This is a genomic window from Clostridium sp. KLE 1755, from assembly GCF_000466465.2.
GTDB lineage: Bacteria > Bacillota > Clostridia > Lachnospirales > Lachnospiraceae > Eisenbergiella > Eisenbergiella porci.
This window is the reverse complement of the sequence record NZ_KE992661.1, coordinates 27,457-51,851: the sequence shown is the minus strand read 5'-3', so window position 1 is coordinate 51,851 and position 24,395 is coordinate 27,457. Positions and strand designations below refer to the sequence as shown.

Below are 24,395 nucleotides of genomic sequence, written 5' to 3'. Positions count from 1 at the left end.
AATTTATTGACCTTATAATATTAGCATTTATTATTCGTAATTTCAAGAATATATTTAGAAAATGCAGCCAGACATTTAAGAGCCTGGCTGCAAAAATTTATCAATTGTTTATTGATAACAGAATTCAATTGCTTCATTATTACAAATTTCAAATGGCCCCGGTGTAACTCTACTCATTTCTCTCTCATTTCCATAGAAATCAGTATCAAAGCAAATCGGACTGCCATCCGGATTTTCATACAACATCTCAGCATGGTAACTTTTTCCGAGATCACTGCTGACAATTCCTGCGACTTTTTCTGTTTTCAGCAGTTCAGGATCTATAATACGAACCGACACTTTATTTTGTGAGGCAAGTACCTTCACCTCTAACGCAGTTCCGCTGTATACCTTCGCATCCGGTTCATGCAAACTGGGAACCGCATTATTAAAATATAAATTATTTTTCATGGATACTGGAATTGCCCACCTTCCCAGCTTGTATAAACTTCCATTTTTCTTAATTAATTCTTCCTTCTCTTCTTTGGTGTATTCCCATGGCTCTTTTTCCATTTTCCCAGGATAATTATCATAACAGCTTAAGCCCACAGGATAAAGATAGCAGCGGGAATTGTCCGGAAGCCCATCCATTGCCGGGGTATTGTCCGCTCCATCGCTTTGCCGGCGAACAAGCGGAAGATGTTCAAAAAATGTCATTGGCAAAGGTTCATTATCCGTATCGTTATCTCTGATAAAAATATTATTATAGAACCGATCATCTCCTCCGGAAATATTGCTGTAACCTGCAACAGCCGTTTCATGAGGCACATGATATGGGGTATATCGGCTAAGTTCTGATCTCAGGACAAATTTTCCGGTAAAAAGATTATGGACAAATGCACCTCCTTCTGAAAGATTTCTGAAATTCATTGGCGACAGGAACAAATTATGATCCACCATATAGGGGCCATGGCATACCTCAGTAAAAAAATCCTCAGACAGATTATCAAAAAATACATTCCGGCTTATCCTGGTTCCCTGTGCCTGCCAATCCAACCATATTCCACGATAGCATCCGTATATTACATTGCTGTAAATCCGGGTGTCCAGCGAGGCATGGAGCTTAATCCCTCCTACTTCAGCTCCATGAAAAATCCTTTTATGATGTATATTATAAATACGATTCTTGTAGATCTCACTGAAAACACAACCCAAATGTCCCACAATACCTGCCTGTTCACAATCGTGGATAATATTATTACGCACTATATGACTTCCAATATTTTGTTTATTCCAATTTCCCCGTAATGCACGGAAAATAACCTCCTGTTCCCGCTGTGTACCGCCTTTAATATGCTGCCTTGACCATTCATTCTGTCCGCTGCCCAGTTCTTTGCCCAGGCTGATACCCGTACATTTAGACTCGCAGATAATGTTATCCTCAATAATCCACCCCTTACTCCAATGAGGGCCAATAAGGCCTTCCTGTAATGCTGTAGGAGGCGCCCACTGAGGAGAGGCTTGTCGTAATATAAAGCCTCTTACCGTAATATAATTCCGTCCTTCTTTCTCCGGCCAGAAGCAATAAGGTCTTACATTAATTTCCACATTTTCACAACGCGGATCCCTGCCTCCGAAATTTGCCCATATCTTTGTTGTTTCTATACCAGCCTGCACGTACCATTTCAGAAGAGATTCCTCCGGGAATTTTGCCTGCGGCCATATCTCAGGATTGAGTAAATCATCAAGGGATGCACATTCATACAATGATTTTCCATCCAAATATACATCTCCAAGATGAGGCGCAAAAGCTCCTTCAAACAGCCAGTCTCCATATAGTTCTTCCTTATATGGATTACGCACGGTAAATATTGAATTGCTGACTTCTGTACTCCAGACATTTCCCTCTTCATTTTTCCATTCTTTTATAGGTTCCGCACCTGTAATTACAGTCTCTCCGTCTCCGGCTGCCCGATAAACAATTCTGGCTTCACCGGTTCCCCCATTTTCAGGGTTGACCCATTCTCTGTATATTCCTGCATGTACCGTTATCGTATCACCTGCCACCGCAACTGCTGCTGCACGTGATATACTTTGAAACGGATATTCTTCCGTTCCTTTCGCTCCGTCTTCTCCATTAACTGAAACATGATATTCCATAATTCTCACCTTTCCTGCCATTTTTTTTACAAATACGGCCTCTTTTCGTATACTATTTATTTTTCGAACTGTATCCACTCTAAATCGAATCTGCTTCCCGGCAAAAATACCAGTTCTGCATCATAAACGCCTGTTTCAATCAAAGGCAGATCAAAATTTCTAATTGTATATTCTGCTGCCTGTCCAAATTCCAATATAAGGACCAAATCCTCCTGCCCATCCCGTTTCAAATGCAAATGAATGGTATTGGATTTCAAATCTGTCCTGCCCGAGACAATCAGCTTCGAAGGAGCTTCTGTAAATATCATTCTATGGAATGAAACAGTTACATTATTTCCAATCTCTTCAATACAGTTTCCCGCTCGCCTGAAGCTGTCCCCATACAATGCATCACATTGGGATGCCGCCAGCTTTTCATATGCTTTTTGCCGCTCTTTAAAATAAAATCCTTTCATATGTACCTTCTGCCGGAATATAAAAGTTATATCTTTTATGCCCTGAAGGCGTTTTGGTAAAAGGAAGGTCTGTTCAAGATATGAGTTAAAAACAGATCCCCTATTATAAGTTACTGTACAAATATGTTCCGCACCTTTTTCCCCGGGGACGCCCTCCCATATTTCCACAGGGAACGGATCTTTAGTCAAGGAAAACAATGGCAGAGTAACCACATCAGAGCCATATTCCCCAAAATCCACATTAGCAAAGCGAATCTGACTTTCACCTGTTGGCGGAGTTGCTACCCCTCGTTCATTTCCATTATTTAATTCGGTATTGGAATCTGTGTAAAGCCCGCCTGAAATAAATCCATAAGGGTTAAGGCACCTTTTTCCATGTCCTTGTGCAGTAAGACGCAGTTGGGAAATCAGACATGGTTTTGCCCTTCCATTGCGGCTGATACATCGAATCCAAACATCACCATCCCCGGCTGCCGTTACCACTGCTTTTTTACCCATTGCAGTCAGTGATGCAATGGGCGATTCAATACCACTCGCAGTCGAAGCCGCCCATTCAAGATCATCGTAAGACGCATTTTCAGGAAGTACATGTGCCGTAATTTCTATTTGATTATGCTCTGGTGTCAGACATAAGCAATCCTCCTGCACAGACAACTCTATTTTCCGTACCGGGATTTCCTGTAAATCGCCGTCTACGGGTAAATCCGCTCTCTGCAACGTATTTGATGCCCCTTCTGGAACAACAGCTTTTTGTGCCTTCATTTTAATTTTCATCGGCTGCAGTCCCGGTGAAATTGCAGATACCATAATATCTCCGCTCTCATAAACGGAACCTACTACAGCCAATAATTTGCCAGAAAAAAGCCTTCTGGAGCATGTCTTATAAGCCTCAGGATCCGTACTATCTCCATTGTCCACCCCCATCAGTCGTGCTGCACCCTCTACCTTTACCAGAATACGATTAACTGCATTTTCTACAGTCCTTCCCTCCCTGTCAACTGCAGTAATAGTTAAAAAAGCAAGGCTTTTACCATCTGCAGACAATTGTTCTTTATCTGTTGTTAATCTAAGGGCCACGGGTTCTCCAAAGCTTTCCCGCACATCTCTTGCTATTTCCATCCCTTCTTTATTATAGGCAATTGCCGTCAAATTCCCAATGTGATAATGCATACTGAAATCCGCTATCAATTTTCCCTTATCCAGCCCAAGTTCCTGCCTTCCCTGAGAAACGCCATTAAAAAACAATTCCACTTCCGGTGCATTTGAACAAACACGGACATCTATTTGTTGTCCTTCGGAAAAATCCCAATAGGGAAATATATGAATCATCGGAGCTGTACGATAATCCTTCCATGCTGCTTGAAATATATAGAAGGAATCTTTGGGAAATCCAGCAGTATCTATCTGGCCAAAATAAGAATTTCTAGTATGATACGGAGTTGGTTCCCCAATATAATCCGTACCTGTCCAGATAAACTGTCCTGCTGAAAATTCAGCTCTATAGTCATTCAGTATGCATATTTCTGTACTCTTAGCTCCCCAGCTTGTCGCGCTGTTTCCTAAAGACGAACACTGCTCATCATCATCTGCAAGCAATGACTGACCGACAGGGAAATGGTAAATTCCGCGGCTCTGCACAACAGAACAGGTTTCGCTCCCGTAAATCACCCATTCCGGATGCTCCATATGTTGCTGTTCATACATCCTTTCCCCATAATTATAACCAACTGCCTGGACATATTCGGCACACCTGCGTGCGTTTTCACCGCTCATATAATTGCTGCCAATAGTCACAAAGGCGTGTTCCAAAGGATCGTGCAGCCTTACCTGACTGACAAGCGCTTTTGTCAATTCCACTGCTTCCACATCCGCATGTGTATCATAAATTTCATTACCAATACTCCAAAAAATTAAACTTGGATGATTCCGATCCCTCCTAACCCAGCTTTTAACATCTTTATTAAACCATTCACCGAAAAACCGAGCATAATCATAAGGAGTTTTACTGCGTTTCCACATGTCAAAGGCTTCTGAGCAAATTAATAATCCCATTTCATCAGCCAACTCCATCAACTCCGGGGCCGGCATATTATGAGAGGTTCTGATTGCATTTACACCCATTTCCTGCAAGATTGCGAATTGACGCCGTAGAGCATCTTTATTGAAAGCAGCTCCCAAACATCCAAGATCATGATGCTGGCAGACGCCATTGAGTTTCCTTCTTTTTCCGTTCAGCCACAACCCGCTTTCCGGCTTCAGTTCAATTGTCCGAAAACCAAAACTGTTTTCTACTGTCTGTACCGGAATTCCATCAATATATAGTGTAGTAATCAACCGATATGTTATTGGTGTATCCAAATCCCATAGCTGTGGATTTTCCACTCTTATTTCCTGATGGAAGCCTCCTGTCTGAAAGGCAACTTCCTGTCCTTCTGTATTCACGATCCTATGGTAAATCTGATAGGACGGAACATTCCCTTCAACCTCAGTATCTATTAAAACTTCCCATCTGTCTGTTTTGACTTTCCTGGGGGTTATATAAACCCCATCCGGAACAATATGGCATAGAGGACAACATAGCATCCATACATTACGATAAATACCAGCTCCACTATACCAACGCGAATTAGGTGCCTGATGTCTGACACGGACAAGTATTTCATTATCACCTTTTTTTAGATATGCAGTACAATCAATGGTGAAAGTGCTATACCCATATTTCCAGGAAAAAACTTCTTCTCCATTTATCCAGATTGTCGAATCCATATATACACCATCAAAACGCAGATAACATATCTCTTCTCCCTCAGTCGGATTATACGCAAAATGCTTATGATACCATCCATCCCCATCTTTATAAAGATCATCAACATTCCAAATTAACCAATCATGTGGAATTTCAACCTTCTCCCATTTTTTATGAGCCTCAGGCTGCGTCGCTCCAACTTGGGTTAACTGAAATTCCCATCCATCATTAAATAAGTATTTTTCTTTCATTTTTATTTTCCTTCATTTCATTATTTATAACAAAGTCAGTTTCAAGAAATTTTACCGTACTATACCCTCGCAATTCTTGCTGTTTGTTCCCCTTCTGCCTGTCCTGGCAGAAATATAAAATAAGGAGCTAAATACAGCTCCTTATTTCATTATTCACCAATTATTCATCCAACATTTCCTTATCGCCATAAACCTCTTCCCATTTGGCCTTACGTTCATCCATAATTGCCTGCGCTCCGGAATCCAAATAATTCTGATATTCCTTATCAAATACCTTATCGAATTCATTTACAGGAGCCACGATTGATTTTGTTATCACATCATTTCTTTTTTCCGTAAGCGCCTGCCCAATACCTGTCTCAGCTGCTACTTCTCCGAGGTTTACAGTTTTGTAATACACATTATCATAGGGACTATGATCGTAAACATTCATTATATATTTTGGGTCTATACCAGGGAATGCCTGGGCAAGTGATTTTAAGGTTAAGTCTTCATCTCCTAAATTCAAACCATTTAATACTATCGTATAGTCAAGATTATTCCCGGAATTCATAATATATTCCCCAGTTGCCTGAAGCATCTTGTATGAACCATCTTCCATAACTTCGTGGTTAATTCCTTCTTCGCCGACTTGCAGATAAATACGGTTTTCAGGCTTGCTAATCCAATTCAAATACATTAAAGAGGCGACGGGTTCATCATTTGTATTTGGGAAAAATACACTGAACGCATTAGGTGATCCCCAATATTTCCTGTATGTTCCAGTATCACTCTTATAAGTAGGTACAATTATATATGCCGCCTCATCGCCAACTACACGCTGTATTGTCCTTTGAATACTATCCTCTCCACCACCATAGGGAGCATTTGAATTATTACTGTAGGCACCCACATAACCAGCTTTTTTAAGATTATCTGACGTAGAATCTCCTGTTGGATAAACAACAAAATCTTTCCAGAGAAGTCCTTCATTATACCATTTGTTAAATACGCGCATGACCTCTTTATAATTTGGGAACATAAACATCTGTGCATCATAACCATATACATAAAAATCTTTATCGGTCAAATTCGTAGGAATCATTGCCTGAGCCATATCTGAAGCCTCAAAGGCAAGCTCCCCAGCCATCATATACGGAATCATCTTATCTGCCTCATCCCCCAGCAGTAAATCAGCATTATCACGGAATGCATAAAGCATTGCTTCGAATTCTTCCAGTGAGGTTGGCGGATTCATATTGAGTTTTTTCAACCAATCTTCCCTGACAAAGGTTTTCTGCCCGGTATTATTGAAAAGCTTTGCCTGAATAGACCAAAGTTGATTGGTAACCGGATCCAAATCATAGTAAAGATTTTCCTCGGTAAGCAAATCCAGCAAATCTGGAATTTTATCAATATTCTCTTCCACATAAGGAAGCAGATCAATTACACCTCCCATTTTTGCATATGATTTAATCGTAGCATTGCTATACGTCACACATACATCCGGAGCATCCCCTGCGGCCAGAAGATTATTCAGCACATCCGTTTCTGTCCAACGGGGAACAGCCACAAATTCAACTTCTATATTATGGTCACGTAACATACCTTCTTTTATAAAATTAGCAAAAACATTATCTTTCGGATCTGTTCCTCCATCATTATTACGATCATATACCTCAACTGTTATTTTTCGTGTTTCCGTGAACCTTCCATTAACAATTTCCGAATCTTGTGAAACAGCACTTTCATCATCGTTTACCGTTTCATCTGATTTCACTACATCATTTTCTGACTTTGTTGCAGCTCCGTCTCCATCCGATGATGATTTTCCCGAAGTACTGGAACTTCCACATGCAGTCAGCATTATAGCTATCAGCATAAATACAAGTATCTCTGATAGAGTCTTCTTCAAATTTTTCATATTCTCACCTCATATTTATTGTTTTTCTTTTAGTTAACAAGGAAATAACAATACCTGGAGTCTCCTGATATTTTTATAATGCTTTATCCCCCCTCATTGTCCATATTGACCTCCAAATAAGTACTCATTCCTTTACTGCCCCGATAGTGACGCCAGTGATAAAATATTTCTGCAACCATGGATAAACAATCAGAATAGGTACTGTAGCAAATACAACTGTGGCTGACTTAATCGTCTCAGAAAGGCCGGGGGTTGTAACTCCCTCCTGTATTGCTACTTCAACTGATGTTACATTCTGCAATATGTTATATAGCAGTAACTGTATCGGATGGTACTCTTCTGAATTAATCATATACAGCAGCGCATCTGAAAAACCATTCCAACGTCCTACTGCATAAAATAATGCCAGTGTTGCTAATACAGAGGTCGACAGCGGTAAATAAATACGAATCAAAATCTGAATCGGTCCCGCACCATCTATCTCAGCAGACTCCTTTAAGCTAACAGGAATCTGGTAAAAAAAACTACGCATAATAATCATGTTAAATACACTCAGACAATTTGGAATAATTAGTACTAATGGATTATCTAAAAGATGCAAATCCTTAAATAATAGATAATTCGGAATTGTTCCTGCTCCAAAATACATTGTAAAAATAATTACTGTATTGATAATTTTCTTTCCCTTTAAATTATCAAAAGTTAACGGATATGCACAAATAATCGTCATAAACATCGAAAATATCGTACAGACAATTGTAAGGAAAGCTGTCCATATAATAGAACGAATATATTTAGAATCAGTCAAAATTATTTTGTATGCATCAAAATTCAGTTCCACTGGTAATAGCATTACTTTATTTTTCACAAGAGCTTCTGCCGAACTTAAAGAACGTGACAAAACATTTAACATCGGCAGAAGACATATCAGAATTATAATTACACATATACCCGCAATTATATAATTCCCTGCTTTTGTTTTTTTTCCCGTAACCATAAACTACCTCTGCTTTCGATATACTCTACAACAAGCTAATAAATTACCAGACACCCCGCTCGCCCATTTTTTTTGCAATAGCATTCGCAGCAAACAAAAAGATAACACACACCACTGATTGGAATAACCCTACAGCAGTCGTCAATGAGAATTGGAGCCCTCTTACACCATTTGTATAAACATAAGTTGCAATCACATTGGATACATCCGTTACCATACTGTTGCTTAAAGAATATGGTCGATCAAATTCACTTCCCAAAATACGTCCAAGATTCATAATCAGCATTGTTACAATTGTAGGTTTTAAGCTTGGTAAAGTAATATACCATATTTTTCGAAGACGTCCGGCGCCATCCACAGATGCTGCTTCATACCATTCCGGGTTTATACTTGTAATTGCCGCCAAATAAATAATAGAGTTCCATCCCATGCTCTGCCACACTCCCAGCAAAACATATGTAACAACCCAATACAAAGGTTTTGTTAAAAAGGGAACAGTTCCATATCCCATATTGGTAAGTAAGATGTTTACAAATCCTGAAGTAGGAGCAAACATCTGCATTGCCAATCCTGAAATAATAATCCAAGATAGAAAATGAGGCATATAGGCAACTGTCTGCGTCAGACGTTTAAACCGCCGGAATGGTAATTCATTCAAAATAATCGCCAATATGATGGGGGCTGGAAATCCCACTGCCAAATCAAGTAAATTTAAAAATATTGTATTACGAAGAGCATATAAAAAATCTCTGTTTGAAAATGCCTTTCCAAAATACTTAAAAAGTGGATCACTCCAGTCCATTTCCCATACACTTTTTGTAATATTGTATTCTTTAAATGCAATCTGGATATAAGTCATTGGTATATATTTAAATACAATAAAAAAAGTTATAGGCAGCAGCAGCATTAGGTATAGAGTCCAATACTTTTTCATATAAATCGTAAATTTCCGCCTGTTCCCATTGCTTATCTTTTTATTCGCCAAAACACTCATCATACATTTTCACCTTTATGTTAATCAATAATTAATGTGCAGCATGAGGAAATTAGGAACCATAAAAAATCAAATTTAAGATATAAATATTGTTTTACACCAGTGTTTCTATATCAATCCATATTCCACCATTTTTAGCTGACGAATACATCGCATCTAGTATTATGCGAGATTTAATCCCTTCCTCAGGTTCAGCGATAAAAGGTGTTCCCAATCGAATAGCTGACGCAAAAGCATCACTGGCCTGTCTCCACTTTCTCTTTTCAGGAAATGGCGCCTCACAATACCATTTATCTTTTTTTCCATAACGGATCTGTTCTCCCTCAGGGCCACCACTAGAATAAACAAATGCACCAGCGCTTCCAATGAGATCAATTTTGGTGTACCAGGAAGGCACAGGATAATTAGTAGTAGAGAAATAACGCACTGAAAGCTGGCTGCCATAATCCCATTCTCCGTATCCTATATCCTCAGTCTCAATTGCATGCATCTGTGTCTGCATCATGGCACGTACTCTTTTGGGCATTCCCAGAAGATACTGCATCCTGTCGATCTCATGTATTCCCTGATTACACATGGCTCCGCCGCCATCCATTTTCCAGGTTCCTCTCCATGCGCCATTTTCATCATAATATTCCTGTGTCCGTGTTACATACAAAGATACCTGCGCCGAAAGCAAATGTCCAAACCATCCCTCATCCAATGCCTTTTTTAAAGAAAGCGTCACTTCATCCATACGCATATCAAAATCCACACCTAAAAGACATCCGGTTTCCTTTGCGGTTTTGATTAGCCTTTTACAGTTTGCTGTATTTACATCCATAGGTTTTGTCGTCAACACATGTTTTCCTGCACGAAGACACTGCTCAGAAACTTGTGCGTGTAATCCGGTGGGGACAACTGTATACATGACTTCCACCTTATCATCCTGCAAAAAATCATTTATATCTGTGCTATATTTAGCACCCAGCTTTTCTCCGATTTTTTTGGCTTTATCTTCTTTGATATCTACCACACCATACAACTCACAGCCTTCTGTTTCCACAATCTGCTGTGCACGAAAACTTCCCATACCAAGCCCTACCACCACAAATCGGACAGGATCCTCCCTATAAGTACGCGGGAATGACTTAATTTCTTTTATGGCATTCTCAACAGCTCCCATTGTTTCCTCCGGCCAATTTTTACATATATGGGTATATGTACGATATGTACTTTCCTCATGGGAAAATGGACTTCCCTCCGGATTATGTGTCTCTATGGAAACAGGGATAACACGACCAACCGCCTTCACACCGCGCAGTACACGTTCCCAGGGAACCTTAGTTCCTTCCAACTCCGATAATGCACTAACAGCCTTTACATGAACAATACGAGCATAGAGCAGACTCTTCAAGAAATATTCATGTTCTTCTGCTGAGCCACTTTTAAAATAATGCATATCATTATATACATCCCAAGCCATTCCCCACTCTGGAATTCCCAAAGCATCCACTAATGCAATGACTTCCTCATACGTTTGTCCACAGTTCTCAAAAGCCAAAATAAGGCCTGCTTCCTTCGCTCGTTTGGCTATTGGTGAGAAAAGCCGAAGGACCTGGTTCATCAAATCCGGGCGTACTGCTAACTGTCCCTGGACCTCGGCATTGTCGCCGTATGGTTGCCAGTAATTAAATGCTCTGACTAATCTGCAGTCCAGAATATTGGCAGCTCGGATAATTCCTTCCAGTTTTTCTTCTTCCTTAGCGCATATATCCGCTCCGGGGAGATGAACCTTACATAACGAGGTCTCCAGTGCACCGACCTTCAGCCCAAATGTATCCAATTGTGCCTTAAGAGCTATCAGTTCTTCTTCTGTCTGATATTCAATTCCTTTACCATTGATATTTCCCCGTAAATCCACATATTTGCAATGCCACTGAACAATCTTAGGCAAAGCCTTGTCTGTATCACAAAACAACTCATCCGTAAAAATAGATATCATCATAACATCCCCTTATTCTATGGTATTTAAACTGCTATATGTACTCCGAATATACAAGTTTCAAAAATTGTTAATTCTTATTTTTAATTACACATTATATTATCCCATCATAATTTTCTAACTTTGAAAAAAATCGCGGCTGTAATATCTATTCATTCCAATATAAATATACACATATTACAGATTTATCTAATAAACAATGATCTTACTGTACATTTTCACCACATCGACTACTTATTTATTGTAACAGGCAACAAAAAATAAAGCTTCCTGAAATGGTTCTGTTTTTTCTCATTATTTGTTGTCCTAGACTTAATCTTTACGTATTTTATTTTGATAAGATTTGGGAGTTGTCCCCATCTGTTCCTGAAAAACCCGATAAAAAGTACTGGTACTTTCAAAACCGGTCATATAACATGCATCACTTACAGCCACTCCTTCCTGAAGCATTTCCAGAGCCCGTTGGACTCTTACCGAATTAATCTGCTGATGGAGGCTGATTCCCAATTTTTGCTTCCATACTCTGGATAGATGGCACCTGCTAACACCTAAGGCGTTGGACAAATTATTTAATGATAATGGTTCAGCTATGTGACCTTCTATATAAGCCATTGTTTGTCCAAGGAGACCTGAATCCGTTTGGTTTTCCGAAAGTTCCAGTTCTTCCAAAATCCAGCCTATGATAAGACAAAAATAATTATTAATTATATTCCGGGGTATTTTATTATTTCCGTTTTGCATAATTCGTTTGATAGAATAAAGAACATCGGGATTTATATTCTCAGCTTTTAAAAAGGGGGTTACAGGATGAAGTTTATCCAATATGTGAAAGTATTGTCTTACAAGATTTGTATGAAAGATGACAAGCCAAGATAAACTTTTTCGATCGCCTATGTAACTATGTGCCGTATGTGGAAATATAACCGCCATTTCGCCTGCCCCAAGTGTATTTGAAATATTACCTATGGTAAGTGGCAGGCTGCCTTCCAACACATATATTAACTCCACATCCTGATGAATATGACAGGGAAATTTCAAGTCAGTTAGTTCCCATACTGAATAAGGTACATTACGTGTCTGATAATAAATACTCATATTATATTCCTCATAAAACCGATAATCACACAGAACATTACCTGCAATGCTTTACTTAAATGAAAACATTATCAATATTAATAACATAAAACAGGAATACTCCTTTATTTGTATCGCTTTACCATATTCTATAATTCCCACTTAATGCCAACAGTGCAAACATATACAGACAGTTATCATAATATCTCCTGCTTCCAGTTCTCAGTGGCTGCCTCCAGAACCATTCCACCCAGGTCTTTGCCACTTCCCATCCATTTTCTTCCTGTGAATTGGCTCCCAGCACAGTAAGCGCTCCTTGTGCCGTAGTAGCAAGAAGTCCTAATGGATGTAGTACATTTTTTTCTATCGGTGTACCATCCACTTCGTACACACACCTTACCGCTTCCAGATCCGTTCTTAGAAAACGCATCAACCGAAGCGGCGCTGAGCGTTGTCCATCATCAATGCCAAACCATTCATAATCCAAAGCAATATTGGCCGCTGTTCGATAGGCATCGCTATAAAAAAAATTATGACGATCGCCCCGGGGCATTGTTTTGTTCATGGGAGTTCCATTAAATTCCCCATATTCAGGACTCATGCCGGTTATATAATGACACGTTTTCGCCAGATATTTTCTGCTTGCCTCTGCAGCCTGTTTCCAGAAATCCTGATCTTCTTCATCCGCCCAAAGTGCAAACAACTCATAAAAATGCGGTAAGTGATAGGAAGGATCTGTAAAGTCACATCCAGGAACAAACAAAATCTGTTTGTTTTCATGATTCCACATGGGTTTACCACTTCTTCCGCCCTCCCCTTTATGCAGACAGGCTCTTAAAATATTTCTGGCTTCCTGAGAGTAATTGAAAATACCTTTGCCGTTTCCCCACCTGTTACCAGCAAAGAAAAGAGCCATAGCGAAGAATTCTTCTCCATCAGGAGCCGGTCCGTAAGAATTCTTTTCACCATTTCTCTTACATGACCATGCAAAATATCCTTCATTCTCCCCTGCTTCCATCCACATATAGGTTTTCGTCCATTTCCAAATACGATCAAATTCCTTCTTCATATTGAGTTGTACACACATCATCATTCCATATGACATTCCTTCTGTTCTGACATCATTATTTCCTGTGTCTGTCAAATAAGCCATATCGGACTCTGTTTCATAATATATCCGCTCTTCATCATTGCCATAGAAAAATATATTCACAGCTTCCTTTACTTTTGCTTCAATTTCTTCCTGACTTTTCCCTGTTTCCCTGAAAACATCCCTGTATTCTCCTGTATAAAATGCACGCATCCGGCTGCCTCCCATTAAAATATTTTAATAAAAATTGATATAATTTCCATGTATATACTAAGGCTTTATTTTTTAATTTACAGATCATGATTTTTAATAATATACAGCTAGTAGTAAACATTGAAAACCCTGTTTTCATTATGCTATACTGTTAAAAAGAGTTTTTGTATACTGACAATATGAAGGAGGAAACCAAGATGAATCCAAAAAACCTGTTCACCCTTACCTCCGGTCAATGCCAAAGATATCGAGTTCAGCCTGATGACTTTCCCGGCTATGACTGGTATAAAAATTATGATGAATTCGAACGTCCTCCTTTTATGGAACAAAGTACGCTTCGTTTCTGGTATAATACTCAAACTTCTTCTTTTCAGACTCACTGGCACTATGCCCACGAAATCATCATCCCCTTAGAGGAGGGTTATACCGTTACTGTTCAGAAACAAATCTGGAATCTGGAGCCCGGGGATATTTTTCTCATTCCCCCGGGAGAACTTCATTCTCTTAAGGCTCCCGAAACGGGCGCACGTTTTATCTTTTTGTTTGAACAGGATCTGTTTAATCAGTACAGTTCCTTTTCTCTCACCCGTTCGTTCCTTACAAAACCAGTTTTAATTTCGGCAGATATATGTCCGTCCATTTACGAAAAGGAAATCTCACTGATTATGGAATCAGCATCTCACTATTGGGGGAAAAGTCCCGCCAGGCAGCTTCATATATATTCATGTCTCATGGATTTTTTCGCCTGTTATACAGATTACTGCTGTGAAAATATAGCGCCGCACTCACCCAGTTCCTTGGGTTCGAAGCATAATACGGAAAAACTCAACGTCATACTAAAATATATGGAAGAACATTACTCAGAAAAATTAACACTGGATTCAGTAGCCACCATAGCCGAATTATCAAAGTTCTATTTTACAAAAATCTTTAAAAAGTATACCGGCCAGACTTTTTATTCTTATCTGAATGAGCTCCGGATAAAGGCTTCTGAGGATCTGTTAATGGATAATGCCTTTTCCATTTCACAAATATCTGCCGCCTGTGGTTTTCAAAGCCTTTCCTCATTTAACCGTAGTTTCCGTGAGCTTAAAGGCTGTACTCCGTCTGAATATCGGAAAAAATTTGAACTTGAAATGTAACTCATTCCTTGGTAGCCCCCAGTGTAACTCCTTTTACGAAATACTTCTGCATGAATGGATACACAACAAGGATCGGTACGGAAGCAACAATAGTCACTGCTGCCCTGATAGAAGTAGGGGTAATTGTATTTGCGACCTGTTGTCCATTTCCGTAAATGCTGGAAAGATCTCTTCCCGACTGCATTGCAGACGACAAAAGTTTCATCATTTCATACTGCAATGTAGTCAGATTATCAGAACTGGAGCAATACAAAAATGTATCAAACCACTGATTCCATGCACCGACAGCACACCAAAGTGCTACGGTAGCCAACACGGGTTTGCAGCAGGGAAAAACAATCTGCCAATAGCATCGGAAATGATCAGCCCCATCTACCATTGCTGCCTCAGTTAAGCTTTCAGGAAGCGATTGGATAAAAGACTTAATAATAATTATATTATAAACGTTTACGATGCCCGGAATCACATATACAGCAAAACTATTCAGCATTTTCAAATCTTTTATCAAAAAATATGTAGGAATAAGACCTGCAGAAATATACATGGTAACAAGGAAGTAGGTAGTAATAAATTTTCGTCCAACCAGTTCTTTACGCGAAAGTACATAAGCGATCATGGAACCAATTATTACCCCTATAACCGTAGATAATAATGTCCTCATTACGGAATTAAATGCTGCTGTAAGCATCTGGTCATTTTTAAATACGGATTCATAACTAAAAGTGGAAAAGACACGTGGAAACAGTTTTATTCCACCACGCAGTGTATCCTGCGCATCGTTGAAAGATACGGCTACTGTATTCCAGAAGGGATACAGCATAACTACTATTGAAAATATCATGATAAGTCCATTGATAGAATTGAAAATAATGTTTTCAAGGCTTATTCTTTTCCGTTTTAATCCGGATGTGTTATTCATAAGCTTTCCCTCCTACATCAGGCTGTTCTCGCCCAGCTTATTGGCAACAGCATTAGTGGCAAATACCAGAATCAGTGAAATAACTGATTTAAAAATGCCCGCTGCAGTAGCCAATGAATAGTTTCCGATACTCATACCATACTTTAAAACAAAAATATCAAGTGTCTGCGAGACATCCTGTAAAAGTCCTCCGCCTAAAATATAGGGCACTTCAAAGCTTGCATTCAGCACCCATCCTAAATTCATAATCAAAAGGACTATAATTGTAGGGCGAATACCAGGCAGTGTTATATGCCACATTTTTTGGAAACGATTCGCCCCGTCCAATTCTGCAGCCTCATACATAGCCTGATCGATACCGGTAATTGCAGCGATATAGATAATGGAATTCCAGCCTGTTTCCTTCCAGATATTTGCAAGCGTGGTAATCCACCAAAAGTACTTTTGATCTCCCAGCCAGAGGATCGGCTCATTAATAATGCCCAGCCCCATCAGCAGATTATTAACTGCTCCATCGTTGGTGGATAGCATATTTGATACCAGCGAACAGACAATTATCCAGCTTAAAAAATGAGGAAGGTATGATATTGTCTGCGTTACTCTTTTAAAGCCCAGAGATTTTATTTCATTTAAAAGCAGTGCAAATACGATAGCAAAGAGGAAACCAAACACCAGATTCATAAGGGACATTGCCAGCGTATTACGCAAACTTCTCCAGAACTCTATATCACCAAACAGAAAGTAGAATTGATCCAATCCTACAAATTTAGACCCAAGATAACCTTTGGCGGGCTTATAATTTTGAAAAGCCATAATCCAGCCGCTCAATGGATAATACGAAAAAATAAATGTATAGATCATACATGGAATAATCATTATATAAAGCACTTTATGTGACACGATTCTTTTTAATGTTCTTCCGGAATTCTTCATAATGCACTCCTTTCAAAATCAGATTACCGTTTTGAATGACTCATAAAAACTTAAACTATTTTTGAAAAATAATAGGAGGGTCTGTGCCCTCCTATTATTCAGGATCTATTTAGCCATCTTCTCAGCAATCTGCCGATCTATTTCTGCCTGATAGGAATCCAGATCAATTGCATTAAATTCATTCAAGAAAGAATTCCAGATGGAATCATATTCCGCATCATCTTTCGCCAGAATTAATCTCGGGAAGAACTTCATTGTTACATCCGTAATCTTGGTGTTGGCAACAGCAGCGGCACTTCCGTCTTCAAGAGACATCGCCCAAACAGGATAGTATGCAGGGCGCAATACAGGTTCAGAAAACATTTCCGCCGGATATTTTATACCATAGCCCTCCAAAAATTTCTTATCATAATCAGACTGTGAAGCTAAATATTCATCTGCAGATGCACTGGGATCGCAAGGCATACCATCGGCAGTATAAATTCCTCCCCATTTCGGGCAATAATTAAGGAGTGTTCCACCAGTTTCATCACGCTTTCTTGCAGTATCATAAACAATTGCACGGCGTTCATCTGTAAGTGCCTTTCCGCCATCTTCCGTATAATACCAGTCAGTGCCTTCTTCTCCCCACTGAAGATAATCCTGTACTTCTCTTTGGAGGATCCAATCGTAGAAACGTAACAGACGTTCAGGATTTTCACAATTTATGGTAATACCAATACCATTAGTACCGGTAGGAATACCATTTGCCTTATCCAGATACCCGTCCCTAACACCCGGATTGGTAATTGGAAGCGCCACATAGGTTCTGTCAAATTTACCGTCTGCTTTCAACAAATCCCGTGCACTACCGAAATTCCAGTTCTGATCGTAGAATCCCAAAACCGTACCGGTTGTTATTTTAGATATATACTGATCATAATCCTGCGTAAAGGTATCAGCATTAATTACACCTTTATGATATTCCTCATTCAATTTCTTGTAGAAATCATATGAAGTATCGCTTATCTGGTAAAAGGAAGTCTCATAGGTTTCCGGATCTACAAATACTGCGCCATCATTTCCTGCTCCCAACAGATTCTGCGGTGGATTCAATAATGCCCAGTTGCGCCATCCATCAGCAAGAATTTCAAATCCGGTTGTTTTCACACCATCAATTTCCGGATACTTCTTCATATAATCTTCGATAATTTTGAAGTAGTCATCCACAGTCCTGACTTCAGGATATCCTGCTTCTTCCAGTACAGCCTTTTGTATATAAAAACCAAGACCACATTCGAAGGTAGGCCCTGCCTGAGCCACATCATTCTGAATTATTCCATAAATCTCCATATTGTAGACGTGTCCATCTTCCTGTTTCAAATAATCCATCGTTGGAGAATACATGGCACTCAGGTTAGGATATTTGGGGATTTCATCTTCTAACGGAATAAATGCACCTGCGTCCATTAATTTGGGAGCCGCGTCTCCAGCAAAGATAACATCAGGATAATCTCCACCGGCGATCATAACACCTAATTTCTGATCAAGGTCCCCAACCAAAAATTCAAACTTTAGTGTGACCCCTGTTAATTCCTGAATTTTCTTTATCACGGGATTGTCTTTGGATGGTGCAACACCAGGGTCGCGGACAAATACCGTATACGTTATTGGATCATCTGCATCCTCCATTGGTACCAGTCCGCCATAATCACCATTTGCAGCAGTCTGTTCTGCATCTCCTGCTTCTGTTGAAGCCACAGCCTCCGTACCAGGCTCTGCCACCGTATTTTCCGCAGTAGCAGCTCCGGACGTTGATGGTGTTTTGGCCGCTCCGCAACCCGCTGTGGACAATACCATTACACTGGTCAATAGAATCGCACATATCTTTTTCAGTTTCATATACTTACCTTCCTTTCCAGAGCTTTACACCCTCGCCTTATTTCTATATTTATTATAAGTTCTGAAAATGGTTTTATCATTCCCTGAAACTGCCTGATAGTTCTCTTTTCTATACCAGATAAATATGCAATTATTGTTCAGTATGCAAATATTGCCTTTTCTTTCTGTATTCTATAGGAGATACTCCTACATCCGCTGTAAATTTAGATGTAAAATATTTACTTTCTTTAAACCCCACTTCCTCAGCAATTTCATAAATTAATTTGTCCGTTTGGCTTAAAAGACGCTTTGCCTCCTCAATTCTCAACTCATTCAAATACTGTTTAAAACTGTCACCTGTACTCTTCTGCAAACAACGGCTCAAATAGGAAGGACTTACAAAAAAATAATCCGCTACTTCCTTCAAACAAATTTGTTCTTTGAAGTGATGCTGAATATAACTGATTACTTTATCGGCAATTCCAGAATTTCTGCTGTTTCTTAAAGTATTGACTCTTAGAAACGCCATATTTAACTGAGCCCATAATTTTGTCTCCCATTCCTGATGGCCGATGAAATATGGACTCTCCCTCCATTCCATAGGCTTAAGAATCATATCTGCACTTTCATCTCCTTCTTTTTGAAGTATGTCAACAAGTGTAAAATAAATCCTATAATTGAGTTCCTGTATAAAAACTATATTCAGTTTCTTTCTCTCAGCTTCATTCATTATTTCCTTGAAAGTTTCTTTAAGATAAGTTAAATTAACTTCTTCTATCGCTTTTCTCATTTTATACAGTTGGGAATCTTCCTGTTCAAGCCGTTTTTCAATATTTACATGCTCTATGTTTTTCTGATTCTGAATAATTTGGCTTCCCTGCCAGAATACTTCGGTCAGCATCTGATACAAATGAGAATCATAATCACTCCGAAAAGTACCTTCTCCATATTTAAATATTAACTCATCAAACATTAACGCGCATTCTATTCCGCTTTTTTTAATATTATACAGTATATGGCGGGCAAACAATGATACGCTATATTGATACTCACCTAAATTTCCAGGATTAAGCAAATAACTGACAACACTACCTTTATTTCCAAGAAATGCCGCGTTTCCGCCTGGAAGCCGCTCTTCAATACACTCACGCATAATGGAATAAACATCATTTAAAGATTCCTCTCTCAGCAAGACGCAGTGCATCAGCAGATAGTCTTTATAGTTCTCCCGTTCCCCATCTCCATTATGATACATTTTTTGAAGCGCCCCGCTTAAATTAAGTAAAATCTCACCATCCTGTTTCTGAAGTTCTGAATCCAGCTCTGATTTCACTTCTGCTAAAATGGAAATGAGTTCTTCTTCCTCCAACGGTTTTGTCAAATAAGCTTTTGCCCCATAACGCATAGCAGTTCTCGCATATTCAAAATCACTATAACCAGACAGCATAATTGTACAAGGCAGCTTCGCTTTTTCTATTTCAATTATATACTTCAAGAACCCAAGCCCATCCATGACCGGCATACTTACATCCAGCAATATTACATCCGGTGTGTATTCCTTCCATTTCTTTAGGGCTTCTTCTCCATTTTTAGCTATAGCACATACCTGATATCCATATTTTCCAAAATCCACTGCCAATGGCAGGCTTTCCCTTATAGCTTTCTCATCATCCACAATCATTATTTTATACATATCCTACCTCATTGCTTCTGAGACATCCTTTTTCACAGGAATACAGATTTCACATTTGGTTCCTTTTCCAGATACGCTTTCAATATTAAATTGGTATCTTTCTCCATAGTAAAGGGCTAACCTTCTGTTAACATTCCACATTCCTACATTTCTTCCTTCTATTTTCTCTCCCTTCAGCATAATCCTCAATTCCTCCAGCTTTTCCCGGGACATTCCTCCGCCATTGTCTGCTACCAGCAGTTTTAAAATGTCATTTTCTACAAAAGCCTCAATTTTTATCCATCTGTTATCTGCAATTGCTCCCACTCCATGTATACATGCATTCTCTACCAACGGCTGCAGAATCATTTTGGGAATAAAACAGGCTTTTGCCGGCTCAGACACTTCGATTTCATAGGAAAATTCGTCCTCAAATCTATAGTTTTGAATATATAGAAACTCCTCTAAAAATTTTATTTCCTCCTGCAGTGTAATGATGTTATTATCCCATTCTATTAAATTTCGGAACATCTTTGCCATATTCCGCAAAACCATAGCAGTCTCTGTCTCACCCTTTACTATTGCCTTAAGCCGTATGCTCTCCAAAGCATTAAACATAAAGTGTGGATTCACCTGGCTCTGCAGCGCAAGAAATCTTGCCTGGTTTGTCTCCTTTTCCAATTCTGCTCTGGAAATCTGAGCCTTGTATTCCCTCTCTATCAGTTCCTCCAGCTGAAGGCTCATTTGATTTATGCTGTTTTCCAGGGTACCGAATTCATCCCGGCTCTCTACTGTGACCTTACTCTGTACAAAATTTCCTTTCGCAATCTCCTTCGACTGCTCTACCAGATTCACTAAACGTCTGTTTATATTTCCGACAACAGCATATACACAAACCATAGCAAAAAGCAGACATAATAAAGAAACTCCAAAGGATATCCTCCTGCTTTGACTGAATTCCTGCGAAATAGTCCGCATATCATATATTCCGCATAATATAACCGGAAACTTCCCGACATTTCGTGACAAAAGTACAGTATTGTCTTCTATTTCTTCACTGCTGAATGAATCCAAAGGTCCGCTGTTACTGTATTGGTGCGCAGCAATCATTACACTGCCTTTGGAATCCATCAGAAACAAATTATCAAAAAGGCTGCTGTCCATAAGCAATCCTTCTAAATATCCTAAGTCAATATCTATTCTTAATAAATTAACATATCTGGCATACTGCTGATAATGATCAAGCATACACAAAATGCTTAAACTACGGCTATCCGACAATTTCTGGAACCTGCTGTTTTCATGGGACACACGAAAATAGATACCCTTTTCCCCCTCAACAGGCTGTAAATTAGAATAAGACAAACTTTCATCTAATTCCTCCAGATTTATCACATTTATTTTTTTTATATGGGCACCGTTCAATAGTGTATTATTATTTGAATAAAGGAGCATATTTCCTATATGATATGGATGTAAACTGGTTTCCGAAAAGAAATTCTGTAATATTGTCTGATACTGGACAAGATATTCCAAATCGCTCCCATATTCATGATCAATACATTGATACAATGTCTCATTATTATAATATTCTTTGGCCAAATATATGGTTTCCGACAAAAAAGTATTTAACTTTTCTGCTTTATCATCCAAAGTTTCATTAATCTTCCCCAGCATTTCTTCCTGAATACGTTTTTCTGTCTGTTTGTAATACACTATGTCCTGAATCACCATAGGAATAACAATAACACATAAAAATAATATAATAAATTTCTGCGCAAACGAAAGATTATCAAGGAAATACTTAAGGCTTTTTCGAATTTTTTTCATAATAATACACTTTCTGTTTTTTGGTTGTGGCCTCCTCTTTAATTCATCGGCTACTCATATACTAATCTTAGCATATGTAATTCTAATTTTATATAGTCTTCTCCACAGTACATCGAACAGACTAAATTAATTCATATTTTTCTGAAACACATTCCATAAAAGCAATGCTGCCTTTCCTTCCAATCAAAATATTCTTCCCCATTTAAGTTCGATTTCACCAATCAGCTTTTTCAATGTTGCATCCATTTCATCATAAATACATACTATCATACTTTTATTTATCCCTATTGCCAGAATTCCTAAAGTTGAATTTGCATCGACTACATAGCTGCCAAAACAAATATCCATTGAGTAGTAATATCTACCGACCTTATTTACAAAATTTAAGACTTCTTGAATACTGTCTAATCTTAATATTCATCATATGTATCTCCACATTCCTATGTTTGATTGCATTTCAGAATAAAATAAATATCGTATAAGAGAAAAATTCTAAGCCAGCATTTCCTGCTAACTTAGAACTCTCCTAACATTTCGTGCCAAATAACAATTTTCATTCATTTATTAGAATTATTTAATTGTTACCTCAATAGTAATCAATCTCAATTCTTCCGGCAAATCTCTTTCAGCAGACATATTCAAAACAGGGAAATTGTACTTATTTATATGAACCCGATGCATCATAGTACAGCGGGTAAAATACTTCTCCCTCTCCTGTGCATGGTAAACGACCATTATTTTACCATCATCATCTACAAAAAAAGAATTATGTCCCGGCCCCTGTATTCCATCAATTGAAGAAGAAGACAGCACAGCCGTAGATATTTTTTCCCATTTAGAAGGATCCAGCAAATCCTCCTCCATTGATATTCTAAGGAACCCCACCGCATAGGTATAACCTGTTGCGGCACCCCCGGAATAACTTATATATAACGAATCATGTAAAAGCAGAGGATACGGACCTTCGTTATTCAGTGTTCCGCTGTTGTTTTCCCATCCATATACAGAACGAGATAATTCTACCGGATCGCTTGCCAGAATCCATGGTTTATTATCGTCAACTGCTGCAATAAAAAGTATTCCGCCTGTATCAAGTGGGGTTCCAAAGCCTTTGCGGCAATTCCACAAAAGATATGACTGCTCTTTTACTTTAAAATAAGTCATATCTATAGTGATTCCTTCATCCGTCAGCCAGGAGCCGTCTCTTCTGCATACCCGCACGGGAAGATCCCAGTCTGCAGGATTTATGATGCTTCCTCCGGATTTCAGTCTCATCATATGAGCCTGAGGCCCCTGCTTCCTGCCGCCAACTGCAAAAAGGATATACAGATCTTTTCCTATTACATGAAATTCCGGTGCCCAAAATGTTTGGACAAAATCATGTTCTTCATCATAATCAAGTATACAATACTCTTGTGTTTCTTTCAGGAAAAGTGCGTCTACACTATCTGCCTTACGTACATATAAGCCAATTGATTTCCTGTTGTCATTTGTGGCCAGAAAGTACCAGCTGTTATCCCATTTAAAAATTACCGGATCCGCATAACCGACTGCCATGGGAAACTTATATTCATTCTTCAGTATTTCACCTGTAACGGCATACTTATTTCTACCAACTAAAACCGCTTTATCCAGATTCCAGCTTACTCTTTTTTTATCGATTGTTCCATCGGAATACAGCACATCTGCCGTTATAGAATCCAAATCTTCCAGGTGCCTTAATTCTATTTCCTTCTGAAAAGCAACATCCACCGCATGGATTGGCAGCCAGGCTTTGCATATTAATTCGCCTGATTCGTCCGGCACTTCTATTTTATCACTGCCAGAAGCCAAATAGTCTTCATATCCCGAACATTCTACCAGATTATGTTCTTTAAAAGATATAAAATCAGCAGTCGTCCACAACAATATTTTATCCGGTTCAACAATGTCGCCCTCCGCATTTACGCACTGTGCCGCAATACCGTATATCTCGTCCATACAGAATACAACAGGATTAATTATCCCTCTTTCTTCAATTGTATTATTCTGCCGGATTGCTGCTCTAGCAAACAAAATGCCATAATTCTGATTTAAAGGTAAATCATTAATACCATCATTACTATAAGATAAATGGACGCTATCAGCTAACGAGCGTGGATACAGTTCACATTCCTGCCGTGTATAAACATTAATATATCCCATATATACAGC

General features: G+C 38.9%; 15 protein-coding genes. 1 reads left to right on the top strand and 14 read right to left on the bottom strand.

What is annotated here, in order from left to right; all coding sequences use genetic code 11:
- Positions 1-108: 108 nt before the first annotated feature.
- The 8 genes from HMPREF1548_RS03895 to HMPREF1548_RS03860 all read right to left on the bottom strand — a co-directional run bounded on the left by HMPREF1548_RS03895 (position 109) and on the right by HMPREF1548_RS03860 (position 13,846).
- Positions 109-2,139, bottom strand: coding sequence for a right-handed parallel beta-helix repeat-containing protein (locus tag HMPREF1548_RS03895; RefSeq protein WP_198168610.1), 2,031 nt, complete (start codon positions 2,137-2,139; stop codon positions 109-111).
- A 56-nt stretch (positions 2,140-2,195) separates the two neighbouring features.
- On the bottom strand, positions 2,196-5,591 hold the full coding sequence (locus HMPREF1548_RS03890; protein WP_021634463.1) for a glycoside hydrolase family 2 TIM barrel-domain containing protein: 3,396 nt from the start codon (positions 5,589-5,591) through the stop codon (positions 2,196-2,198).
- Between the two features lie 160 nt (positions 5,592-5,751).
- Positions 5,752-7,494 carry an extracellular solute-binding protein gene (locus tag HMPREF1548_RS03885; protein WP_021634462.1) on the bottom strand — a complete coding sequence of 581 codons (1,743 nt, stop codon included), beginning with the start codon at positions 7,492-7,494 and terminating at the stop codon, positions 5,752-5,754.
- Between the two features lie 124 nt (positions 7,495-7,618).
- Complete coding sequence (locus tag HMPREF1548_RS03880; RefSeq protein WP_021634461.1) at positions 7,619-8,491, bottom strand: carbohydrate ABC transporter permease; 873 nt, start codon at positions 8,489-8,491, stop codon at positions 7,619-7,621.
- A gap of 43 nt (positions 8,492-8,534) precedes the next feature.
- Positions 8,535-9,488: an ABC transporter permease gene (locus tag HMPREF1548_RS03875; protein ID WP_021634460.1), complete on the bottom strand. Its 954-nt coding sequence runs from the start codon at positions 9,486-9,488 to the stop codon at positions 8,535-8,537.
- A 91-nt stretch (positions 9,489-9,579) separates the two neighbouring features.
- Positions 9,580-11,472, bottom strand: a complete 1,893-nt coding sequence (locus tag HMPREF1548_RS03870) for a Gfo/Idh/MocA family oxidoreductase (protein ID WP_021634459.1) — start codon at positions 11,470-11,472, stop codon at positions 9,580-9,582.
- 309 nt (positions 11,473-11,781) lie between these two features.
- Complete coding sequence (locus tag HMPREF1548_RS03865; RefSeq protein ID WP_021634458.1) at positions 11,782-12,564, bottom strand: helix-turn-helix transcriptional regulator; 783 nt, start codon at positions 12,562-12,564, stop codon at positions 11,782-11,784.
- Positions 12,565-12,682: 118 nt separating this feature from the next.
- Positions 12,683-13,846: a family 8 glycosyl hydrolase gene (locus HMPREF1548_RS03860; protein ID WP_035320942.1), complete on the bottom strand. Its 1,164-nt coding sequence runs from the start codon at positions 13,844-13,846 to the stop codon at positions 12,683-12,685.
- Between the two features lie 197 nt (positions 13,847-14,043).
- Between HMPREF1548_RS03860 and HMPREF1548_RS03855 the strand changes: the two genes are divergently transcribed.
- Positions 14,044-14,988, top strand: coding sequence for a helix-turn-helix domain-containing protein (locus HMPREF1548_RS03855; RefSeq protein ID WP_051358309.1), 945 nt, complete (start codon positions 14,044-14,046; stop codon positions 14,986-14,988).
- 1 nt (position 14,989) lies between these two features.
- Here HMPREF1548_RS03855 and HMPREF1548_RS03850 read toward each other — a convergent pair whose 3' ends face one another.
- From HMPREF1548_RS03850 to HMPREF1548_RS03825, 6 genes are all read right to left on the bottom strand, one after another.
- Positions 14,990-15,907 (bottom strand): carbohydrate ABC transporter permease, encoded by a 918-nt coding sequence (locus tag HMPREF1548_RS03850; RefSeq protein ID WP_021634455.1) that lies wholly within the window; start codon positions 15,905-15,907, stop codon positions 14,990-14,992.
- A 12-nt stretch (positions 15,908-15,919) separates the two neighbouring features.
- Positions 15,920-16,840 (bottom strand): ABC transporter permease, encoded by a 921-nt coding sequence (locus tag HMPREF1548_RS03845; protein ID WP_035320941.1) that lies wholly within the window; start codon positions 16,838-16,840, stop codon positions 15,920-15,922.
- Positions 16,841-16,945: 105 nt separating this feature from the next.
- The gene (locus HMPREF1548_RS03840; RefSeq protein ID WP_021634453.1) at positions 16,946-18,721 is read right to left on the bottom strand and encodes a type 2 periplasmic-binding domain-containing protein; all 1,776 of its coding nucleotides are present in this window, start codon (positions 18,719-18,721) and stop codon (positions 16,946-16,948) included.
- A 130-nt stretch (positions 18,722-18,851) separates the two neighbouring features.
- Positions 18,852-20,393, bottom strand: a complete 1,542-nt coding sequence (locus HMPREF1548_RS03835; protein WP_021634452.1) for a response regulator transcription factor — start codon at positions 20,391-20,393, stop codon at positions 18,852-18,854.
- A 3-nt stretch (positions 20,394-20,396) separates the two neighbouring features.
- Positions 20,397-22,202 carry a sensor histidine kinase gene (locus HMPREF1548_RS03830; protein WP_021634451.1) on the bottom strand — a complete coding sequence of 602 codons (1,806 nt, stop codon included), beginning with the start codon at positions 22,200-22,202 and terminating at the stop codon, positions 20,397-20,399.
- Positions 22,203-22,772: 570 nt separating this feature from the next.
- Entirely contained in the window at positions 22,773-24,386 is a 1,614-nt protein-coding gene (locus HMPREF1548_RS03825; RefSeq protein WP_035320938.1) for a family 43 glycosylhydrolase, read from the bottom strand.
- Positions 24,387-24,395 lie beyond the last annotated feature (9 nt).